Below are 21,413 nucleotides of genomic sequence, written 5' to 3' on the forward strand. Positions count from 1 at the left end.
AGAGCGTTTGAAATCTCAAACGAATCCTAGGGCCGATGGGGGTGAAGGACAATAGCCTGTTCGAAAAAAAGAACGAAAAAAACGAATTTGCCTGCTTTTTCTGATCAGCGTAGCCAACACCCGGCGAGCTGCCCAAAAACACAGGCGATTCAGCAGCATGGACGCCCGCCATGCATATGAGTATCATGGCGCCCGCGTCGCACCAGTAGCTCAGCTGGATAGAGTACTGCCCTCCGAAGGCAGGGGTCGTGGGTTCGAATCCCGCCTGGTGCACCATCTTCAGAATCAAAAGCCCCAGGTCGCGAGACCTGGGGCTTTTTTGTGAGCTTTCGTTCAATAATCCTGAGAGTCCTCGTTGCCTCCCCTTTACGGCGGGAGCGGTTGAATTGCAACAGTCAGAAATCGTACACGCCCAGAGTAAAACCACAGCTTGGCATCCGAATTTATCTATGCGGAGCTGAATCATCCCCTGCAGGCATATGTAAACAACAAGTCGCAAAATCAGCCTCAAACGCACTTTTCGGCAGCATCTGAAAGCCAACAGCTACCGTTTACACAAAAAAATAGTATCATAACGCCACTACTTTACGCTGTGGTGTCTATATGCTGACCTTCGCAAAGAAAAAAATCTGTAGAGTTTATGCCAGATTAAAAGCCCCGAAAACTTACCCAGACAAACTAAGCCTTAACATATCGGATTTTTTGTCAAAACCCATCTCACTAAATATTGCAATAATAGACGACGAAGAGTTTGTGTACAAAGATGCCATCCTAAGCAAAGGCCACAAAGTTGTTCAGTATGAAAGCTACTTTATAAAAAAACCTCGAAAGGACAACCTAATACCAATTGACCTATCTAAATACGATATAATTCTCTGTGACATCAATGGCGTTGATGCTGGGGTGTACGCTGGGTCAGATGGCCTCAGTGTAATGAGTGACATACGCGAAAAATACCCTCTTCATGTAATAGCTGCATATACCGGAAGCCCCGGATCAATTTACAAACGAGAGAGTTTCAAAACTGACCTACTAGATAAAATATTTAGCAGAGACTGGGAAGTCGATGATTTCCTATTGAACCTACAGCGCTTGACAGATATTTTTATAAAACCAAAAGATCGCTGGAACTTTATAAAAAAGAGACTTTGCTATCTTGGCGTAGATGAGGAAAAAATAGATAAGGTTAGAGTCGTATTCTCTGAAAATATTCTTTATGGAAAAATGCTGAACGAAAAATTCAAGTTTTCGGCGGAAGAATCTTACGCCGCCGTGTCTGACTCCGAAAGCCGCATAGATATTTCCGAGCTGACAAATTATGGAATTACAGCAATAAAAATTGGATCTCTTCTTAAACCAGCTTTTACAGGGACGCCCTAACATGTCAAAAATTGAGATGTCAGATCTAATGGAGCGGTACAGATCAATATCCAGAACCATACAGAATGATATTCAGAATTGCTCAAGAGTAGTAAATACCATTATAACCAGGGACGAGCCGACTAGTAAGACAGCTGCTGATCTGAATAGCACATTAGATATCCTTGAAAACATGAGGGATGCGTGGGGTAATTTTTCCTCCTGGATGCTGGCAGTCACGCTTGATGACTTAGAGGAAGCACGGAAAAATTGCGCACCCGGTGTAATTGACATTAAATCAAAACTATTCAGATCCAAAAAGAAAATCGAAAAAGAACTCAAACTAAAGCGCCTTAAAATAAAAATAGAGCAAGAAGACCAAGCTGTTATCAATACCTACATACCTTATTTCGAACAGCTGTTGGACTTACTTATTGGAAATGCGGCAAAATATTCGAACGAAGGCGGGAACATCGATATATCTTATTCCAGAAATGCCCATAGCAATGGGCTGATTGTATCCATTTCATCCATAGGCCCCATGGTTGAAAAATTTGAGATTCCGTTTTTATGCAACGACGGCTATCGCGGTGACAAAGCAAAAAAAGCGACTACCCAAGGCCAAGGAAAAGGCCTCTTCATTGCAAACAAAATTTGCGATTTAATCCATGCGAAATTAATATTCATTCCGAACTCGCGGTCAAATTTTGAGATTAGCGGCGTACCTTATTCCAATTTCGAAGTTCAAGTAATATTCCCTGACGATGTGCCCTCTCAATCTCAGCAACCGTAGAAATTTTTTAGCGATTGTCTTTATAGTTTTTCTGTCCTGAGCTAAATCTTCATCTATGCCAAGCCAAGACCACCGACAACCTACCCTCTTATATTATCTACAAACTTCAACCTACAAATAATATAAGAGGGCCTTTAATGGTTTTGGGGCTGCTGCGCAGCCCAGCGGGAGCAAGCTCCCTCGCCACGGACGCTGGCAGTATTCTTTCAACGCTTGCGCAACGCCTCCAAACGCGCAGGCAAATCCTCCTTGGGAAAGCGTTTTTGCAACGCCAGCAGTTTCTCATCGGCGGCCTTGCTCTCGCCCGCCTCGCGCAAGCGCAGGATCTCCATCAGGCCTTGCTCCAGCGATGGCAGTGCAGCCGGCGACGATTTGCTCATTTTCGTCGCGGGCTTTTCCGCCAAGGACTGCACAGGGCTTGCCGGGGCCCGGGCCAGTTCGCCCTGGGGCGCCATGGGGGTGATCGGGGCCGGAGCGGGCATGGCCGGTGGTGGTGCAGCGGCAACGGCAGGCGCTTGCCGATCGGCGGAAAACTCCATCGAGGCGGGTGAGGCCAGCTCCTCGTGGGGCACGGGAGAGCGCATTACCAGGCCGATCATCAGCGCCACACCGGCGATAGTGGCGAATGCCATTTGCCAGCGCGGCCGTTGGCAGGCTTGCAGCCAGCGTTGCCACAGGCTTGGCGCGGGCGTCGGGGCTTCGCGACGGGCGGTGGCCAGGATGAAGGCGTCCAGGGAAGCCGGCGGCTCGCCGCTGGTGTGTTGGCGGAAATGCTCGATCAGCACTTCGTCGTCGGGATCCGGGGTGTGTTTGGTGTCAATCATGCGGGTACCTCCTCGGCCAGCAGTCGCTGCAATTTCTGCTGGGCGTAACGCAAGCGGCTCTTGACCGTTTCCAGCGGGGCGCCGGTCAGGGCGGCAATCTGCGGCAGCTCCAGGTCGCCGTGCAGGCGCAGCAGGAAGACCTCTCGCTGATCCTCGGGCAAGGCCTGCAACGCGGCGTCGAGACGCGCCTGGTCGCGGCTCAGGCTCAGCTGTTGCTCGGGGCTGCTGGTGTCGTCGGGCTGGACGTGCAATTGCTCGTCATAACTGTCGTGCAACGGATTGTGGACACCCTGTTTGCGCCAGTGGTCGATCAAGCGGTTGCGGGCAATCTGGAACAACCAGGTACGAAAACTCGCCCGGCCTTGTGGCTGGGTGGCGCTGCGAATCAGGCTGAGCCAGGTGTCCTGGAAGATTTCCTCGGCCAGTTCGGCCTTGTTGCTCAAGGATACGAGGAACCGGTAAAGCCCCAGTCGATGACGTGCGTACAGGACCTCGAAAGAAGCCCCGTCGCCGTCGCGGTAGCTGGCCAGCAGCAATTCATCACTGGGAGGATCAAGCGGAGCGGGCATGGGGGTGGCGAACTCCTTTCGATGTGGAACACGGTCTTGCAGATTGCGGATGACGCTGTGGGAGCCGGGCTTGCCCGCGAAGGCGGCGTGTCAGATAACACTTCCTTGCCTGACATGCCGCTTTCGCAGGCAAGCCAGCTCCCACAGTTGATCCCGTTGTGTTCAGAATCACTGTTTGACCGTGGGTTTCAGGCTCTGCGCCAACTCGACCAATTGCACAAATTCTGCGCGTAAACCAAACGGGTCATCACCTCGGGCGGAGCGAGCCAATTGTGCGGTGTCCTTCAAGCTCATCGCCCCAGTGTAACGCCCATCACCCTTGAGCTGCTGGGCGAAGGCCGCCACGGCGGCGGAGAAACGCAGGTCATCGCTAGGCTTGTCGTCGTTCTGCACGCCAGTAATCGGATGCTCGATCAATCGACTGCTACCACCCTCAGCGGGCTTGTAGCGTACGCGCAACATCGCCAACTCCCCTGACTTGCCATCCTGCTTGGGTGTGTTGGCATAGCGCAGCGGCTCCAACCAACCCGGCTGGCCTTTCGGGACAATTTCATACAACGCCGTCACCGTATGCCCGGCGCCGATCTCGCCTGCGTCGACCTTGTCGTTGTTGAAATCCTCACGCTTCAACGCGCGGTTCTCATAGCCCAGCAGTCGATACTCACTGACCTGGGCGGGGTTGAACTCCACCTGCAACTTCACGTCCCGGGCGACCACCGCCAGGGTGGAGCTGAGCTGGTCCACCAGGACCTTGCGCGCTTCGAGCAGGTTGTCGATGTAGGCATAGTTACCATCACCGGCGTCGGCCAATTGCTCCATCAGGTGTTCGTTGTAGTTATCCACACCGAAGCCCAGTGTCGTCAGGGAGACGCCGCTTTTACGCTGGTCCACCGCCATCTGCTTGAGGCTGACGAAATCACTGACGCCGACGTTGAAGTCGCCATCGGTGGCCAGCAGGATGCGGTTGATGCCTTTGTCGATGAAGCTCTCCCGCGCCATCTGATAGGCCAGTTCGATACCCGAGGCCCCAGCGGTGGAACCACCGGCGTCGAGTTGATCGATGGCGTTGCGGATTGCCACCTTGTCGCGACCCGAGGTGGGCTTGAGCACCACCCGGGATTCACCGGCATAGACCACCAGGGACACCCGGTCCTGATCGCGCAATTGGTCCACCAGCAGTTTCAGCGTGCTCTTGACCAGCGGCAGGCCTTCGCGACGGTCCATGGAGCCGGAAACGTCCACCAGGAAGACCAGGTTGGCCGGCGCCAGGTCCGCCACGGCGCGGTCGCTGGCCTTGATGCCGATGCGTAGCAGGCGGGTGTGGGGATTCCACGGTGAGGGGGCGACCTCGGTGGTCACGCCAAAAGGTGAACCGTCGCTGGGCAGGGCGTAGGCGTAAGGGAAGTAGTTGACCATTTCCTCCAATCGCACAGCCCCTTCGGGCGGCAGGCTACCTTGGTTGAGGAACCGTCGCACATTGGCATAGCTGCCGGTATCGACATCCACGCTGAAGGTCGACACGGGTGTTTCGGCCACGCTATGGATGGGGTTGTCCGGCAGCTTTTCGTACTGTTCACGCGGTTCGGCACGGTAACCCGCGGCAATGGCATCGTTCGCCACGCTGGGAGCGGGCATCGATGCCGGCTTCATGAGCATGCGCTTGACCGTCGAATGGGGCCCTTGGGCGATCTCGCCTTGTGGCACCACGCTGGGCGCCACAGGCACCGGCTCGGACGGCTGGGCAGCCTCTCGGGAGGAAGACAACCCACAACCGGCCAACGCCACCAGCAAAGTCACGGCGAAGCCCTGGGCAGCAGGACGCATAAAGGGAAATGGACGGGACATGGGCTGAACCTCGTGAATGAATGATCCGTTCACAGAGTCAGACGCAACGCGCACGGGGTTCGGGTTAACGACCAAAAATTTTTTTTGAAGCGCCGCAAAGACAAGGCTGGCCACCCCCGCGTGACCAGGTCGTTACCGCGATTGAAGCCATCGCCTGCACGCTGCAGCAGGCATGGCTAGCGGGACGGAATGCCCCGCAGATCATCGGCGATGAAGCCGCTCAACTGGCCGGTGTAATAGTCTTCGACATCGGAGTTGCCTCTGTTCGTCAGGGCGCCCGCGATGCCTCTCATGGCCTCGAGTTGCCCGATCGCCCCACCCGGCATCAGCCCCTGGCGGGCCTGGGCAAAGTGCAACACCTCGACACCGGCCTTCTTCACCTTGACCTGATAATTGAAATCGACACTGGCCAGATACGTACCGTCGGCGACGATTTTGTTCATGAAACCACCTTGAGTGTCTTGAATACGGCGCGCATAGACGGCATTGACGTCCAGCAGATAGTCAGCGGTGTCCTTGCTGGAGGCATAGCGATTGCCGTCGAGCAGGCGGACGATCAGGTCGGAGTGCAACTGGTCACGGACTTTTTCGTCGGGCAGAAAGCGTTCGTTTTTACCGACGACTTCAACGTTGAACGTGTCGATCCAATAGGTGGCGGTCTCGGGGATCGCCACCGGCGCAGGAGAAATGTAGTAATCGGGCTTGGAAGCGCAACCTGCCATAAGGCAGAGGGCCAGAAAGAGGGTAAAAATGCGCATGGTTGAATTCGTCCTTGAGGGGTAGCGGCATAATCGCGCCTGCATTCTACGGGGTTTGAACGAGCGCTCAAGTCAATCGACCCTACGGAGCACGGTTCCATCCTGTTCAGCCCACGATGTCCACCACCGTTTTTCCCGCCCCGCGCCCCTCGGCTACCTGGACAAACGCCTCATTGACGTCCCCCAGGCCAAACCGGCGCGGATCCACCTTGATCCGCAGCTGTCCTGATTCAACCAGCGTCGCGGCCTCCCGCAAGATCCACCCATGATGCTCGCGCCCCTTTCCGGTCAGCAGCGGCATCAACGTAAACACTCCGGAATAGCTTGCGCCCCGGAACGACAACGGCGCGAGGCTGTGTTGACCCCAGCCGAGGCAACTGAGCACATGGCCGGTGTAGGTCTTTACCGCGTTGAACGACGCATCCAGGGTCGGGCCGCCAACGGTGTCGTAGACGATGTCGAAGCCTTCGCCATCGGTGTACAGGCGCACGTAGCTGTCGGGGTCCTGGGTCCGATAGTCGATGGCTGAGGCGCCCAGTTCGCGGATGAAGTCCAGGCTGCTGGCCGAGCCTGTGGCGTAGACCTCGGCGCCCCGGGCCTTGGCGATTTGCACGGCCATTTGGCCGACGCCGCCCGCGCCGCCATGTATCAGCACCTGTTGCCCGGCCCGGACGTTGGCGCGGTCTACCAATCCTTCCCAGGCCGTGATGAATGCCAGTGGCAAGGCGGCCGCTTCGCGCATGCTCAATGAGCGGGGCTTGGGCGCAATCAGGCGGGCATCGACCGCGATGTACTCGGCCAGCGCGCCTTGCGCCCCGCCGATTCCGCCGGCCATGCCGAACACCTCGTCGCCAGGGGCGAAGTCATTCACGCCTTCGCCCCGCTCAACCACCGTCCCGGCCAGGTCGATCCCCAATACGGCGGGCAACGGCTGGCGTGCATGGGCACCGCCTCCCGCCGCGATCTTGGTATCCAGCGGGTTGATTCCGGCGGCATGCACCTTGATCAATACCTGGCCTTTGCCGGGAACGGACCGGGCGATGGAACGGACAATCAGCGGCGCCTGAGCGGTTTCGGCAACGGCGGCGAACATGGTGTTGTTCATGACGGTAAACCTCCAATAAGTGGGCAGGCTCATCATGCGAGCGAAGACGCATTCCGATAAGTGAGCAACAATGGATAGGATTTATTCCAGACAGAGGCTAAATGCTGATGGATCTGCTCGATGCAATGCAGGTGTTCGTGCGCGTGGTGGAGCGCGGCTCGTTCTCGGCGGTCGCCAGGGAGCTGAACCTGGGCCAACCGGCGGTGAGCAAACAGATCCGTGCATTGGAGCAACATCTGGGCGGGGCGCTGTTCGCCCGCAGCACTCGCCATCTCGCGCTGACCGACCAGGGGCAGCGCTTCTACGCCGAGAGCAAGGACATACTCGCCAGCGTCGACGCCGCACGGCTCAGTTTCGCCAGTGGCCAGGAACAGATCGCCGGCCTTCTGCGCGTGGCGGCGCCCGTCAGTTTCGGCCGGTTGTGTATTGCGCCCCTGGTAGGCGAGTTCCTGGCCCGTCACCCACAGCTTCGTATCGACTTGAGGTTAAGCGACCAGAACGAAGATGTGCTGAAGGAAAACATCGACCTTGCCATTCGCATCGGCGCGGTGAAAAACGAGGGACTGGTGGCGGTTTCCCTCGGCGACAGCCCGCGCCGGGTGTATGCCTCCCCCGCTTATCTGCAACAGCACGGCACGCCCCTCGCACCGGCCGACCTGGCCGGCCATAACTGTTTGGCTTTTACACTGCTGGAGCATTATGACGTCTGGCGGTTCGACCAGGATGGCCGACAGCACAGCGTAACGATCAAGGGCAACGTCACCTGCAACAGCAGCGAGGCGATCCGGGAAATGGTGCTGTCGGGCCTGGGCGTTTCGCTTTCACCGCAGTGGTTGTTCGCTGCCGATGTTCGCCAGGGTACCGTCTGCCCCCTGCTGGCCGATTACCAACCGCTGGCGCTGCCCATCAGCGCCGTGTTCAGTCAAGATCGACGACGCTCGGTACGGACTCGTGCTTTTGTGGATTTTTTGCGTGAGCGTCTTTAACCGGATCAGGATTCACAAGCCAATGACGGCTGCACCGCCTTCCCATGCCGTCCTGGAAAATACGCCGACGCAGCCACGCCCACCGCCCCCATCACCACGCAATACCCCACGCACACCCACGGGCTCCACGGCACCAGGGCGATCAGTATCAGCGGTGTCATGCTGGCCCACAGGGCATAGGCGATGTTGTAGGTGAGCGAGATGCCGGACACGCGGATCTTCGGCGGGAACAGGCTGACCATCACCGACGGCACCGCGCCGACCACACCGCAACCCAGGCCGGCCACGGCGTAGGCCACGCCCAGCCAGGCGCTGCCGCTGATCAGGCTGGCGTAGAGCACGGCGATGCCCAAGGGCAGCAGCAGGCTGTAGAGCATGACGGTGCGCCAGGCGCCGATGCGGTCGACGATGAGGCCGGCCAGGACGCAGCCGATATTCAGGAAAACGATGCCCAGGCTGCTCAGGGCGAAGGTGTGGCTGGGGGTCATGCCGAAGCTTTTCTGCATCACGGTCGGGGTGATGACCACGAACACCACCACGGCAGAGGTCAGCACGCAGGTCAGGATGGCGGCGGGCAGCAAGGCCTGGCGGTGGTCGCGCAGGACCGTGCGCAACGGCAGTTCCGCAGCGCCTTCGCGATCGGCTTGCAGGGCCATGAAGATCGGCGTTTCGCTCAGCCAGCGGCGCAGCCAGACGCCGATCACACCGAAGACGCCCCCCAGCAGGAACGGCAGGCGCCAGGCGTAATCGAGAATCTCCGCCGGCGTGTAGATCCGCGCCAACGCCGTTGCGGTCAGGGCGCCCAGCAGGTAGCCGAAGGTCAGGCCGGCCTGGAGGAAACCCAGGGCATAACCGCGATGATGCAGCGGCGCGTGTTCGGCCACGAATACCCAGGCGCTTGGCACCTCCCCGCCCACGGCCGCGCCCTGCAGGATACGCAGGGCCAGCAGCAGCAACGGAGCGAAATAGCCGATTTGCGCGTAGGTGGGCATCACCCCGATGAGCAGGCATGGCAAGGCCATCATCAGGATGCTCAGGCTGAACACGCGCTTGCGCCCCAGGCGATCGGCAAAGTGCGCCATGAGAATGCCGCCCAAGGGGCGAGCCAGGTAGCCGGTGGCGAAAATCCCGAAGCTTTGCAGCAAGCGCAGCCAATCGGGCATTTCCGGCGGGAAGAACAACTGGCTGAGGGTCAGGGCGAAGAACACGAAGATGATGAAATCGTAGATCTCCAGCGCGCCGCCCAAGGCGGCCAGGCCCAGGGTCTTGTAATCGGATCGGCTGAATCGGTCACCGGGTAGAACAGGGGTGGCAGTCATAGGCGGATTTGAACGATAAGTTGAAAGAGGGCGACGGCTCAGTCGTCGCGATCAGTGTCCACCGGTTGAACCGGTGGCTGGCCTGGCTCGGCATCTTCGGCCTCGTCGGCAGGCAGGAAATCCTTGCGGCTCCGGGCGATGGCCCGGCGCATTTCGTCGCCCTTGGTGGGGCAGTTCAGGAGGCGGGCGATGCCGTCGGGTTTCTGCGTCATCGCCATCCTCCGGCATGAGTGAACAGGGGCTCGATAGTGCTCGCTTTTGGCGCGTGATGCCAATTTTGTGTCTGAGGGGCGCCATTGTGGCGGGGGCTGCTTTGCAGCCCAGCGGGGATAAATCCCCTCACCACAGGGGTTTGCGCTGTTCGGGTCAGCGGTGGTAGCGGCGCACTACGCTGCTGTTGCGCAGGACGTGGCCTTTGATTTTTTCCATCAGTTGGGCCCGGGTGAGGCCGGCAGGGAAGGCTTCCGGCGGCAGGTCCAGGGCGAAGAGCTGGATCAGGTAGTGGTGAGCGCTGTCGCCGATGGGCGGGCAAGGGCCGATGTAGCCGTGGGTGTTCTTGCTGTTGATGCCGCTCATGCCTTCCAACGAGGACTTGGTTCCGGCGCCCGCTGGAATCTGCCGGGTGGTGGCCTTGATGCCGTAGTGGATCCAGTGGTCGACACCCTGGCCCCTCTGGCCGTCCGGGTCCAACATGACGATGGCGTAGCTGAGGGTGCCCGGTGGGCCGGCGTTCCAGCTCAAGGCCGGGGAAATGTTCTTGCCACCACAGGTGTTGGCGTCACTGGCCGCCGCCGCGGTGAAAAGACGGTCGTCCGACACGCCGGGGATACTGAGGGTAAAACGCTCCTCGGCACGGGCTGCCCCTTGTGCGCACAGCACCAGGGCGACGGCCGCCAGCCAAGGGGTGAAAATGTTCAATCGAGTCATACCGGGGCACCTTGTGCGTGTCTGGCCATGGACGGCTTGCGAACTATAGCCGCAGCGTCGCCAAGGGTGCAGTGACAATTATGCTGAACCTCGTTCCGGCCCTCGACTCCAAAGGGAAACGCCTGCCGGAGAACGCTCATGTCTCTGCATCAAGTCGCCCGTTTCGCCGATGTTCGCGAAGACCGCGGCCTCGAAGTCAAAATCAACGACACGTCCATCCTGTTGCTGCGTTCAGGCGATCAGGTGCGCGCCTTCCAAGGCAAGTGCCCCCATGCAGGCGCACCACTGGCCAAGGGCGCGGTGTGCCATGGACGGCTGATTTGCCCATGGCACAAAGCGGCATTTCGGGCTGAGGACGGCGCCTTGTGCGAGCCGCCGGCCCTCGACAGCCTGGCGCGCTATCACGTCGAAGTCCGCGGCGATGACGTCTGGGTCGATGACCAACCGCTGCCGGCCGATAAAATCCCGCCAGCCGATGACCCGCGCACGTTTGTCCTCATCGGCGCCGGTGCGGCCGGCACGGCTTGCGCGGCGGCGTTGCGGGAGAAGGGGTTTGGCGGCCGGATCCTGTTGATCGACCGCGAAGCCGAAGCCGGCTACGACCGAACGGTGCTGAGCAAATATGTATTGGCCGGCGACATGCCGGTCAACGAGACGGCACCGCTGCGCGATGAAACTTATTTCACCCAGCAACGCATCGAAAGGCTCCACGGCGAGGTCACCCATTTGGACCCCAGTGCCCGGCAAATCCAGCTCGCCGATGGCCGGCGCCTGGACTATGACGCCGCGCTCATTGCCACCGGCGGGGAGCCGAAGACGCCAGCGCTGCCCGGCATCGATTTGCCGCAAGTCTTCGTGCTGCGTTCGATCGCCCACGCCCGGCAGATTCTCGACACTGTCCGGCCAGGGCAACAGGCGCTGATCATTGGCGACAGTTTCATCGCCATGGAGGTGGCCTCGTCCCTGCGCAAGCGCGAGCTGAGCGTCACCGTCTTGGCCCGGCACCCGGTGCCATTCGCCACGCAATTGGGCGAGAGCGTCGGCCAGGCCATCCTGGCCCGGCACCGGGCCAACGGCGTGGTGTACCACACCGACGGCGAAGCGGCACGGATCGAGGGAGCGCACAAGGTCGAAGCCGTGGTGCTGGATAACGGCCAGCGTTTGGCTGCGGATCTGGTGATCGTCGGCATCGGCGTGCACCCGGCCACCGAGCCGTTTGCCCAGTTGCCACGGGAACAGGACCAGTCGCTGTCCGTTGACGCGGGCATGCGTGTGGCTGATGGCTTATGGGCCGTGGGTGATATCGCGACGTTCCCCCTCAACGGCACGCCTGTGCGCATCGAGCATTGGCGCCTGGCCCAGCAACAGGCGCGCATCGCCGCCGCAAACATGCTCGGCGGCGACGAGCGCTATCTGGACGTGCCGTTTTTCTGGACCTATCACTTTGGCAAACGCTACGACTACCTCGGGCACGCTGAACATTGGGACGAGGTGGAATTCAAGGGCACGCCCGAGCATCCGCCCTTTATCGCCCTGTTGGGCAAGGACGGCCTCGTTGCCGCCGCCGTGGCCTGCGATGAAGGCCGGGCCATGGCAGCACTGGCCCAGCGCATGAAGCAACCGTTGCCGGTGGACGAGGCGTGGCGGCTGGTTCGGGATTTCTCGTCGTAAACCTGACCCACACCCAAATCCCCTGTGGGAGCGAGCTTGCTCGCGATAGCGGTGGGTCAGCTTGCATCAATGCACAGACTGATCGGCCGGCAAGTGGATAACCCGTGGTCGCTCCAATGGCGCCAGGGGCGGTGGCTGCAAGTCCGGACTGAGCAAATGGAAATGCGGCACGACGTGGCTGATGTCGCCGTCCTGGTTGTTGTGGATGATCTTCGAGCCGGGCTGGCGCAACGTGTCCAGGCGCTCGCCGGTCAACTTGAAGCTGGCGCTCAAGCCCTGGTCATCCACCACCGGTGCCGGCAACCGGCGCTGGGCGAAGCTGCGGCTTTTGCGCTGTTGATAACGCGCCCAGGCAATCAGCAGCACCGCGTTGACCAACGCGATCCACCCATAGACCTGCAAAGTCCCCAGGGTGTCGAACAGCGTCCCTCCCAGGCGCGGGCCGGCCTGGCCGTCGAGCAGCGGCCACAGCCCATTGACCAGCAAATACAACAACCCCACCCACGCCAGCACGGTGAAAAGCGCATCGATGACTACCAGAAAAGGTCGTTGCCGGGTCCTGACAATTTTCATCGGATCACTTCCTCTTCCTGATCATCGAACGGTTTGATACCGCGATCCGGACTGATCCAGCGCGCACGCTTCTGATGCTGCCCGAACAGCACTTTGGGAAAGCTCACCAGGGTGGTGAAGAGGCTGATCAGCCAGAACACCAACGGGTACCAGACCACCCAGAACATGATGTGCCACAGGCCTTTTTCGTAGCGCCGATCGATCAGGATGCTCACCGCGAACTGCAGCAGGCACACCACGGCCAGCAACAGGCCGGTGAAGGCTGGCGGCATCAGGTGATCCACGGCGATGGCCGCTGGCATTTCGACGAATTTGCCGGCGCCCCAGAAGATCACCGACAACAGGAAGGTAAACGCCCAGCCGGTGGACAGGCAGTATTCGAACAGCAGCGGCCACAGGTAGCGATGGCGGTACTGCCAGATGCCGCGGATGTTCTTGAACAGCACCTCGGCGCCCCCCTGGGCCCAGCGCAGGCGTTGCCGCCACAGGCCGCGCAAGGTTTCGGGCATGAGGATCCAGCACAGCGCGCGCGGTTCGTAGAAAATGCTCCAGTGATCCAGTTGCAGCTTCCAACTGATGTCGATGTCTTCGGTGATCATGTCCGGGCTCCAGTAGCCGACCCGGTGCAGGGCGGTGCGACGGAACGCAACGATCACGCCGGACACGGTGAAGATCCGCCCGAAGACCCGCTGGGTACGCTTGATCAGGCCGATGATCGAGGAAAACTCGCCGACCTGGACCCGGCCTATCAAGGTCGAGCGGGTACGGATGCGTGGGTTGCCGGTTACCGCGCCGAGGCGGGCGTTGTCCAGCATCGGCGCCACCAGGTAAGCACAAGTGTTCGGCGCCAGCAGCGCGTCACCGTCGATGCACACCAGGTATTCGCTGCGCGCCGCAATGGCACCCATACGCAAGGCCACGGCCTTGCCCTGGTTTTCCGCCAGGTGCAAGACGCGCAGGCGCGGGTCTTCGGCTGCCAGTTGGTCGAGCATCTGGGCGGTGTTGTCCTTGGAGCCGTCGTTGATGGCGATGACTTCGATGTTCGGATAATGCTGGCCCAGCGCCGCGTGAATGGTGTCGGCAACGTTGTCGCCTTCGTTGAAGCACGGGATCAGGATGCTGATCAGTGGCTCGCCCGCCAGGGGCGGTGGCAAGGTGTCGTCCTTCCACGGCCAGTGGCGTTCCCAGTGCAGCCAGAAATACAGGCCACCGGCAATCCACAGTCCGGACATGAACAGCGGGTAAAAGAACACGAAGTCCATCAGGAATTGCCCGGTGACCAGGAAGATCAGGCCCAGGGGCACCCCAAGGACGATCGCCAGCACCAGCAGGGCGAGCAGTCTGTCGAGCATGTCAAGGATTCCACTTGTTGGAGAGCGCCGGCCGCACGGTTTTCACGGCGGGCTGGTCTTCGATGAAGTTGTCCGGGTAGTAGCCGAAACTGGTCACGCCCTGGCGCTTGAGGCGCCCCATCCAGTCGGCCAGCAGTTCGCCGTCGATGTCGGTCACCGGTTGGCTGTCCCAATCTCGCGCCTGCAACTCGAACACCGTGCGCTTGAGTGCACCGGGCCGGCTTTTGACGGTCTGGACCAGACGTTCCAACCATGGGCCGGACTGTGCACGGGTCTGCTTTTCCATCAGCGGCATGGCCATCGGTGCCGTCCAGTCGTAGGCGCCGAGGAAGTCGTCAAGGTTCTGGGCGAACCAGGCTTCGCTTTGCGGGTTGAGCATCGGTTCGGCAAAGATATTGCGCGCCGTCAGCACCTGCGGACCACGAATCGCCCGGACCTTGGCGGTCAGCTCATGGGTGAAGTCGATCAGGTAGCGGCTCTTGAAGCGGGTCCAGCGTTGCATCGTCGCAGGATCGTCCCGCAGGGCGGCGATGGACGTCGGCAAGCCATGGGCGGCATAGACTTTCAGGGCCGCGGGACTGGCGTCCTCGAAATCGGAGAACACCGCGTCGTCATGGTACAGAACGCCATCCAACGAACTCATCCGCGCCAGGTCCTCGTAGAGCTCGCCGATGACCTTGCGCACGTTCGGGTCGAACGGCGACAGGCGCACGTATTGGTCCGGGGCGACGCCGGTCTTGCCGGTTTCCGGGTCCCAACGCTGCACCCGCGGCAACTTGGCGTCCAAGGCGAAACTGAGCACCGGCATCCAGGCATAGACCTTCGCGTTGGCCCGGGTGCGCAGTTGCCAGGCGACTCGGTCGAACAGGTCGGCCCGTACTGGCAGGTGGCGGTTGGGGAAGTACAACGAGTGCACGAGGCCGTCGCCTTTGGGATCGGCAAAGGCTTGCAAGAACACCGTATTGGCGCCCAGGTCGGAAATGCGCTGGACCAACTTGCCGACGTTGGCTTCCTGCTGCACCGGGTCCGGGTCGTAGACGTAGTCCAGATCGACATGCACCACGCGCATCGGGTCCATTGTCTGCACCGAGACGATGCTTTCGGCGAAATGGGCGCCATCCGGATCGGACGCCACCAGGAAGCGTGGGCCGCTCATCAGGTTATCCAGGCTGTCGAGGCCGTCCTCCAGGGTCAGGGCCATTTGATAGCCTTCGCTGCCAATCACCTGCAACGCAGTACCGTCGGCTTCACCGTAAGGCCAGACCCAAACGCGCGGGCTATAACCGGCGACCTTGCGGATTTTCTCGGAAATGGCCGCCACGTCCTTGCGCAGGCGAGCCTGGAAATCGGCCTCGGTCTCATAGCGACCGGTGGCCGGATCGTAGCGCCGGGTCGTCGCCGCAGGTTGCTGGTTGCCCTGCGGGTTGGCGAGGATGCCTTTGTGATTGGCATCGGTGTGGGCGGCGATTTCCACCAGGCCCGATTTCGACACCTCACGAATCTGCTCCCAGGTCAGGAACTCGGAACGCTTGCGCGGCACCCCGGCGAAATCCACCGTCTGGTTCAGTGGCGTATCCACCCAACTGCCGACCGGAGCCAGGATGGCTGGCCAGTTATAGGCACGCAGGATGGGCATGACGCGGGTGTAGAAGCTCGAATAACCGTCGTCGAAACTCAGCAGCACCGCACGGGGCGGCAGTTCCGGACCGCCATTGCGGGCCGTGATGATCTGGTCCACCGTGACCGGCTGGTAGTTGTTTTCCCGCAGCCACGCCAGTTGCTCGATCAGCCGTTCGGTACGCACGGCCACCAGCGCCTGGTCCGGGTCTCGGTCGTCGACATCGTGGTAGGCGATGCCGAGCACATGGTTCTTCGGCCACGGGGCGTCATTGGCCGCCAGCGGACGCTGCGAAGGCGGCGTGAACGCCGGGGCTTGCTGGGCACAAGCGCTGATCAGCAAGACCCCCAGCAGAAGGATGAATCGCGAAATGACAGGCATCTTCAAACTCTTCTAGAAGCGATAGGTGAGGTCGACAAGCAGGCGCAAATCGCTTTCGCGATCGCCGTCGTAGGGGCGGTTGAGCCAACTCAGCGCGGCACCTGCCTCCAGCACGTCGTTCCAGATGAAACGCTGGCCGTAGCCGAGCAATCCCATGGCCCCGGTGTTGTAGTCACGCTGGCTGTAGGTACCGGCACCGACCTGGAATTGCTGGCTCCACGTGGTTTCGTAGCGGCGATACAACACGTGGTTGGCGCTCACGGTCGGCATGACGCTGAAATCCGCTTTCGGGTTGAAATAAGGCACTTCGTTGGAGCCGCTGTTGCGGCTGGCGCCGACTTCCAGACCCAGCTCCACTTGCACGCGCGGCGTGCTGTAGATGCCCTCGCGGCCGGTCAGTTGGGTTTCGAGGCGGTTGTTGCCGTCACTGAAATGGGACGGGCTCACCGCCAGCCGCCACTCGCGGCTTTCATTGGCCCGCCAGCGGACGAAACCACTCCCGCCGTTGGCGCGGATGCCGCTGTTGAGCGCCCGCAGCGGGGTATTGGCCGAGAGGTAATCCAGGCTGCCGCCGTATTGCCAGTGATCGTCGATGTCTCGGGCCACGGCCAGGCGCGCGCCCTGTTTGTCACCGGAGCCATACGAGTGATTGGAGACCTCGGCCTCCAGCGTCATGTCCCGAGTGCGACGCTCCACGCCCAGGCGCTGCCAACGGTGGTGGCCAGTGCCTTCCTCGAAATCACCGGTGGCGTAGCCGGCACCGCCGAACAGCCGCCAGTCTTCATCGATGGGCGGGCTGTAGAGCAGCGTTTCGACACCAAAGTCCCGGCTGCCAGTGACTGCACCGGCGTCACCGTTGCCACCGCCATAGCTCTTGCCGGTGTAGGCCTCGATGCGCAGCTCGGCCATGTCGTGTACCTCGCGCTGGCGCTGCAGACGTTTGACATGGGCGTTTTCCGGGTAGCGGGCGACCACGTCGTCGGTCAGCGCATCCAGCTGCCGCCATTCCTGCAAATCCATGGCGGCGCGGGCCTGGGCGATTTCCAAGTCACGGTTGCGCGGGATCGTCGCCTCGACTTCTTTGAGCAGGTTTTCCGAACGGCGCGGCCAGTCGCGGGCCTGGTACAGATCGGCCTGGGCCAGGCGCATGCCGGTGTTGCCGGGGCCCTGGCTGACCAGGGTTTCCAGGCGCGCCTCGGCAGAGGGCAGGTCGGCGCCGTAGGTGCCGGCCTGGGCGGCGAGTTGCTGGGCGTCCATCCATTCATCGTTGGGGTTGCCGATCGGCAGGCCCTTGAGCTCGATGCGCGGACGCTGGGCTTTCGCCATGTCTTCGGCCAGTGCACGGGCCTCTTCGGATTTTTCACTTTCCAGCAACGCATAGTAGAGCGCGGTGCTGTCTTCAAAACGCTCCGCGGGATCGGCATCCGGCGCAGCCAGGACCCGGCGGTAGAGATCGACGGCAATCTCCGGCTCACGCTGTTCCAGATAGGAAGAGGCCACCCAGCGCAGGGCGTAAGTGGGAATGCTCACGCCCTCGGCGATCAGCTTCTGGTATTCAGCAATCACTTCTGCTCGACGGGCGCGAGCATTGAGCGCGCCCATGCGATCGATGCGCCAACGGAGCACGTCGTCATGGGCCTCGGCCACCGGGCTCCAGGTGGCGAGCAACTTGTCGTAGTCGGCCAGGGCGCGGTCGGCAATGACGAAGCGCTCCTGTTCGCTGCGGCTGGCCATGTCCGCCAGGCGCACCCGCTCGGCGGCGACGTCACCCTCCAGGCGTCGTTGCACGCCACGCTCGATCAGCCCTGGCTGCAGGCGCGCCAGGCGCAGCGCCGGCTCTGGCAACCGTGCGCGTTGCAGGGCGTAGATGTATTCGCGCGCTACCTCTGGACTGTTGCCGGCGCGCGTGAAGGCCTGGTCGTATTCGAACAGCGCTTCGTGAGGGCTGTTGGCGCGGCTCAAGGCATAACCCAGTGCCAGTCGACGCATCGGATCTGTCGGCTTGGCAGCGACCAGGGCCTTGGCGCGGGTGACGGCTTCGTCTGGCTGGCCTGCATCGGCCTGGGTCAAGGCCAGGCCGAGTTGCAGGTCGGGGTTCTGGGGGGCGATCACCAACGCCTGGCGGTACAGCTCGGCCGCCGAATCCCAGCGCTTGAGGTTGCGATAAGCTCGAGCCGTCGCAGTCAGCGCCTGGACGGGCAGCGCTCGATTGCGGCCCTGGGTCTCATAGACTTTCACCACTTCGGTATCGAGGCCGGCCCAGCTGGCGATCTGCAGGTGGTCACTGATCTGCGCGGCGCTGGCCTGACCGGCCGGCACCTGGCGCAACGCAGTCAGCGCTGGCGTGTAATGGCCGGCACGGGCGTCGAGCACCATTTGGTCATAGGCGGTATCGGCAAACGCCAGCATCGGCCAGCACAGTTGGCTGCACAGCGCGACGCGAAACAACGGGCGCAAACCACGTTGAACAAAAGGACCCACAGTACGCGGCATTCGTCAGCATCCTTACATGGCCAGCCGGGTCGCAGTGCCCCCTTGCCCATCAAACAGGAAGCCGGATCAAAGGAATCCAGCCAAGCTCTAATGGGCTTAGTCTTGCACTCTCAGGCGGGTCATCTTCAGGAACGCCACAATTCTTCAGAATCGATACAGATTTCGGCCCAGGGCTGATCTGTGAGCATAAAAAACCCGGCCGTGCTGCATGCACGGGCCGGGTTTTGGGTGTGACTTGAACGGTTTACTGGATGGCGACGCCGCCGCCCAGCTTGCTCATCACAAATGCCGAGAATTGTTCAACGGTCATTTTCTGGCCATTGAAATCGACCTGGTTGTTGGCGTAGTGCAACTTGGTGACAACGTCGTTGCCTTCAAGGGTCGCCAATTGAGTACCGACGGCCATGGCGCTGAACATATCGCTGGTAGCCGTGGCTTGATCAGCGATCAGCTTGGCATCCGTCTGGCCTTCCATCTGTGCCTGCACGGTCATCAGGTCGACCAGCATCGGCTTGGAAACCTTGAGATTGAAATCCAGCAAGGCGAGCAACTGACGTCCCAATTCCTCCGGCGGCAGGTCCATGGACTGCGGCTTGGTCAGATCAACGATCAGGCTGGCACGGCTTTCACCGTTGGCGGTACTGAACGACAGATTTTCCAAGGCCACCTGCGGGGCACCGGCCAAGAGTTTTTCCAGATCGGCTTTGACCTGTGCTTCCTCAGCTTCGGTCAGGTTCAACTCTGGCGTCGGCTCACCGGCTGCAGCGGCTTCGGCGGCCGCTTTTTCGTAGGGCTGCAGCTTGGTCTGGTAGATCTGCATCAGCGACATGGTGGCCGGGATGTCCAGGTTCTTCAGGCTGACCGCCATCTGTGCCGAACCAATGGTCTTGTCGTTGAACGACAACTCACCGATCTTGTAATCGGCACGCCCCGAAGCGCTGGTGCCGTTCTCGCTGCTGCTGTTCTTCATTTCGAAGTTCTTCAGGCCCAGCACCGACTTCGGCTCACCAAACGTGGCCTTGGTGCTGCTCATCAGCAGGGTGTTGTCACCCATGTAGTAACCGTATGAGCTCTTGCTCAGGTTACTGGCCAATGTCAGGCCGTTCAGCTCGACCTGCACCGGTGTCTGATCTTCGGCAACAGTGGTCAACTTGAAGCTGTCCATGTAGCCATCGGCCTTGATCTTCTGGCCTTGGGCGCTGGCGGCCACGTCGATCTTAAGACCGGAGAAGGTGAGCTGGGACTGCTCATCCAACTTGGTGTCCAACGGCAGCAGCTCGTAGGTGCCGTTGATGGATTCGTCATAACCCAGGTTGACCACACCTTTGAGCGGCGACTGGTCCTTGGTCGCAGCGAACCACTTGTCAGTCAGTGGATTGCGCTCAAGAGCAGTGTGACTGGTGGCCATGACCGGCAGCCACTTGAGCGTAATCAAGCGCGAGAATGGCAGTGGGCCGTGCTCGATCCGGTCGACGAAGAGCAACTCGACCGACTCGCCACCGAATATCTCGCCTTCGCCTTTGAGACGGTAGTGGGCGGTGCTGCTGAATGTGCCACGGTCCATGGAAACCAGCTCCAGGGCGGCTGTGCTGTTGGACCCGGACAAGGCTGTTTGCATCTGCTTATTGCTATCGGCAATAGCATTTTTCAACACGCCCTCGAGTTTGGTCCCGGTGTACCAGGCGCCACCCGCGCTGATAGCACCGACAGCCACAACGATTCCCAAAAGTACGCTTGCTGATTTATTCATGAGTGACCCGATCGATATCCATGGTTGAAGAAAGCCGTCGTCTTCCCTGACCCGCCAAAGGGGTGGCTCGACGCCGCAAAGAGGAGGGGAGATTACCACCAGGCACCCCTGCGGGCCCAATGTTTATAGGGGTAAAAACGTTTTCTTGAGAGGTGGTCTACGAATATTGGACTTCGATCTCATCGAGCTGATGGTCGAAAGTCTTGAGGCGGGCCGTCCAGGTGTACACCAGCACTTCGAAATCGCGATTGATCACGGCCGCACCCGATGACTCTGCGCGCGAATCGCAAAAGTCCAGTTGATAGCGCTCCCGGGCCATGGCGTTAGCCACGTCGCACAATTCACGGGCGTTGTTGAGCCAGTGCCAGCCATCCTGGGTGACCTGCTTGTCCAGGGCCGCGCACTGGACTTTCAGGGCTTCCAGGCTTTTTTCCAGCGGGGTACCGGTGAGCTCGCCCATGACTTCCTGGAATGTGCGGCCAGGTTGCCAGTAACTGCCCCAGAAATAACGGTCAAACACTGTTTCGACGCGGCGCAATGCCACCTTGGTGTCCCAAATCAGCACCAGGGTCTTGCCTTGCTCGAGGTGTTTTTTCTTGATGCGTTGGCCCTGAAGCGAAGCCCAGGCCACGATGGCGATGGATATCACGCCAATCAACGCTGCCGCGCTATCGAGGAACAGTAGCGCCTTGTCGATTTGATGAGTGAGCATGACGCCATAGAAATAAGTGGCCGAAAGCAGCAGTAATGCTGCGGTGGCGCACCAAAAGCCGGGAGCATAAGGGTTTTTCATTATTGGAATCCCCATGACCAGTGACGTCGTGGCCCTCTTGGTCGCCAGAGCCCGACTCTCACAGCATAGCAACGGCATGGGGGGTTTGCCGGAGCATCAGAGGCTCGATCCGATTACCGGCCCAAAATGACAAAACCCCTGTCTGCTGAGGCAGACAGGGGTTCTGGGAATTCAATCTTGACGATGACCTACTCTCACATGGGGAAACCCCACACTACCATCGGCGATGCATCGTTTCACTTCTGAGTTCGGGATGGGATCAGGTGGTTCCAATGCTCTATGGTCGTCAAGAAATTC

General features: G+C 60.3%; 18 protein-coding genes, 1 tRNA gene and 1 rRNA gene. 5 read left to right on the forward strand and 15 right to left on the reverse strand.

The window, feature by feature from the left end:
- Positions 1 to 199 precede the first annotated feature (199 nt).
- The 3 genes from BM317_RS28025 to BM317_RS28035 all read left to right on the forward strand — a co-directional run bounded on the left by BM317_RS28025 (position 200) and on the right by BM317_RS28035 (position 2,152).
- Positions 200 to 276 (forward strand) — tRNA-Arg (locus tag BM317_RS28025).
- A gap of 327 nt (positions 277 to 603) precedes the next feature.
- Positions 604 to 1,380 (forward strand): response regulator, encoded by a 777-nt coding sequence (locus BM317_RS28030; protein ID WP_092176322.1) that lies wholly within the window; start codon positions 604 to 606, stop codon positions 1,378 to 1,380.
- Between the two features lies 1 nt (position 1,381).
- A complete protein-coding gene (locus BM317_RS28035) occupies positions 1,382 to 2,152 on the forward strand; it encodes a sensor histidine kinase (RefSeq protein WP_092176327.1) in 771 nt (256 codons plus the stop codon).
- Positions 2,153 to 2,358: 206 nt separating this feature from the next.
- On the opposite strand, the gene BM317_RS28040 is transcribed toward BM317_RS28035, so the two are convergent.
- From BM317_RS28040 to BM317_RS28060, 5 genes are all read right to left on the reverse strand, one after another.
- Entirely contained in the window at positions 2,359 to 2,976 is a 618-nt protein-coding gene (locus BM317_RS28040; protein ID WP_092477034.1) for a hypothetical protein, read from the reverse strand.
- On the reverse strand, positions 2,973 to 3,545 hold the full coding sequence (locus BM317_RS28045) for an RNA polymerase sigma factor (RefSeq protein ID WP_092176335.1): 573 nt from the start codon (positions 3,543 to 3,545) through the stop codon (positions 2,973 to 2,975). Before BM317_RS28045 ends, BM317_RS28040 begins: the two co-directional genes overlap by 4 nt.
- 168 nt (positions 3,546 to 3,713) lie before the next feature.
- The gene (locus BM317_RS28050; RefSeq protein WP_092477036.1) at positions 3,714 to 5,390 is read right to left on the reverse strand and encodes a vWA domain-containing protein; all 1,677 of its coding nucleotides are present in this window, start codon (positions 5,388 to 5,390) and stop codon (positions 3,714 to 3,716) included.
- 176 nt (positions 5,391 to 5,566) lie between these two features.
- Positions 5,567 to 6,148 carry a hypothetical protein gene (locus BM317_RS28055; RefSeq protein WP_092477037.1) on the reverse strand — a complete coding sequence of 194 codons (582 nt, stop codon included), beginning with the start codon at positions 6,146 to 6,148 and terminating at the stop codon, positions 5,567 to 5,569.
- A 106-nt stretch (positions 6,149 to 6,254) separates the two neighbouring features.
- Positions 6,255 to 7,253 carry a zinc-dependent alcohol dehydrogenase family protein gene (locus tag BM317_RS28060; protein ID WP_092477039.1) on the reverse strand — a complete coding sequence of 333 codons (999 nt, stop codon included), beginning with the start codon at positions 7,251 to 7,253 and terminating at the stop codon, positions 6,255 to 6,257.
- 107 nt (positions 7,254 to 7,360) lie between these two features.
- Between BM317_RS28060 and BM317_RS28065 the strand changes: the two genes are divergently transcribed.
- The gene (locus BM317_RS28065; RefSeq protein WP_092477046.1) at positions 7,361 to 8,239 is read left to right on the forward strand and encodes a LysR family transcriptional regulator; all 879 of its coding nucleotides are present in this window, start codon (positions 7,361 to 7,363) and stop codon (positions 8,237 to 8,239) included.
- Between the two features lie 5 nt (positions 8,240 to 8,244).
- Here BM317_RS28065 and BM317_RS28070 read toward each other — a convergent pair whose 3' ends face one another.
- From BM317_RS28070 to BM317_RS28075, 3 genes are all read right to left on the reverse strand, one after another.
- Positions 8,245 to 9,558 carry an MFS transporter gene (locus tag BM317_RS28070; protein WP_092477041.1) on the reverse strand — a complete coding sequence of 438 codons (1,314 nt, stop codon included), beginning with the start codon at positions 9,556 to 9,558 and terminating at the stop codon, positions 8,245 to 8,247.
- A gap of 38 nt (positions 9,559 to 9,596) precedes the next feature.
- Positions 9,597 to 9,770, reverse strand: coding sequence for a hypothetical protein (locus tag BM317_RS30795; protein ID WP_170842390.1), 174 nt, complete (start codon positions 9,768 to 9,770; stop codon positions 9,597 to 9,599).
- Between the two features lie 154 nt (positions 9,771 to 9,924).
- Positions 9,925 to 10,485: a YbhB/YbcL family Raf kinase inhibitor-like protein gene (locus BM317_RS28075; protein ID WP_092176358.1), complete on the reverse strand. Its 561-nt coding sequence runs from the start codon at positions 10,483 to 10,485 to the stop codon at positions 9,925 to 9,927.
- 138 nt (positions 10,486 to 10,623) lie between these two features.
- Here BM317_RS28075 and BM317_RS28080 point away from each other — a divergent pair, with 138 nt between their 5' ends.
- Complete coding sequence (locus tag BM317_RS28080; RefSeq protein ID WP_092477043.1) at positions 10,624 to 12,156, forward strand: FAD-dependent oxidoreductase; 1,533 nt, start codon at positions 10,624 to 10,626, stop codon at positions 12,154 to 12,156.
- Between the two features lie 66 nt (positions 12,157 to 12,222).
- Here BM317_RS28080 and pgaD read toward each other — a convergent pair whose 3' ends face one another.
- From pgaD to rrf, 7 genes are all read right to left on the reverse strand, one after another.
- Entirely contained in the window at positions 12,223 to 12,729 is a 507-nt protein-coding gene (pgaD, locus tag BM317_RS28085; RefSeq protein WP_092176366.1) for a poly-beta-1,6-N-acetyl-D-glucosamine biosynthesis protein PgaD, read from the reverse strand.
- Complete coding sequence (pgaC, locus tag BM317_RS28090; RefSeq protein ID WP_060739781.1) at positions 12,726 to 14,081, reverse strand: poly-beta-1,6-N-acetyl-D-glucosamine synthase; 1,356 nt, start codon at positions 14,079 to 14,081, stop codon at positions 12,726 to 12,728. The genes pgaD and pgaC overlap by 4 nt, the downstream gene beginning before the upstream one ends.
- A 1-nt stretch (position 14,082) precedes the next feature.
- Positions 14,083 to 16,080 carry a poly-beta-1,6-N-acetyl-D-glucosamine N-deacetylase PgaB gene (gene pgaB, locus BM317_RS28095; protein ID WP_092176370.1) on the reverse strand — a complete coding sequence of 666 codons (1,998 nt, stop codon included), beginning with the start codon at positions 16,078 to 16,080 and terminating at the stop codon, positions 14,083 to 14,085.
- Positions 16,081 to 16,092: 12 nt separating this feature from the next.
- Entirely contained in the window at positions 16,093 to 18,573 is a 2,481-nt protein-coding gene (pgaA, locus tag BM317_RS28100) for a poly-beta-1,6 N-acetyl-D-glucosamine export porin PgaA (RefSeq protein ID WP_092477045.1), read from the reverse strand.
- A gap of 244 nt (positions 18,574 to 18,817) precedes the next feature.
- Positions 18,818 to 20,323, reverse strand: coding sequence for a YdgA family protein (locus BM317_RS28105; RefSeq protein WP_092176379.1), 1,506 nt, complete (start codon positions 20,321 to 20,323; stop codon positions 18,818 to 18,820).
- Between the two features lie 157 nt (positions 20,324 to 20,480).
- Positions 20,481 to 21,116 (reverse strand): hypothetical protein, encoded by a 636-nt coding sequence (locus BM317_RS28110; protein WP_060739785.1) that lies wholly within the window; start codon positions 21,114 to 21,116, stop codon positions 20,481 to 20,483.
- A gap of 175 nt (positions 21,117 to 21,291) precedes the next feature.
- Positions 21,292 to 21,407 (reverse strand): 5S ribosomal RNA (rrf, locus tag BM317_RS28115).
- Between the last annotated feature and the right edge of the window lie 6 nt (positions 21,408 to 21,413).

The organism is Pseudomonas sp. NFACC24-1 (genome assembly GCF_900115235.1).
GTDB classification, from domain to species: domain Bacteria; phylum Pseudomonadota; class Gammaproteobacteria; order Pseudomonadales; family Pseudomonadaceae; genus Aquipseudomonas; species Aquipseudomonas fluorescens_AA.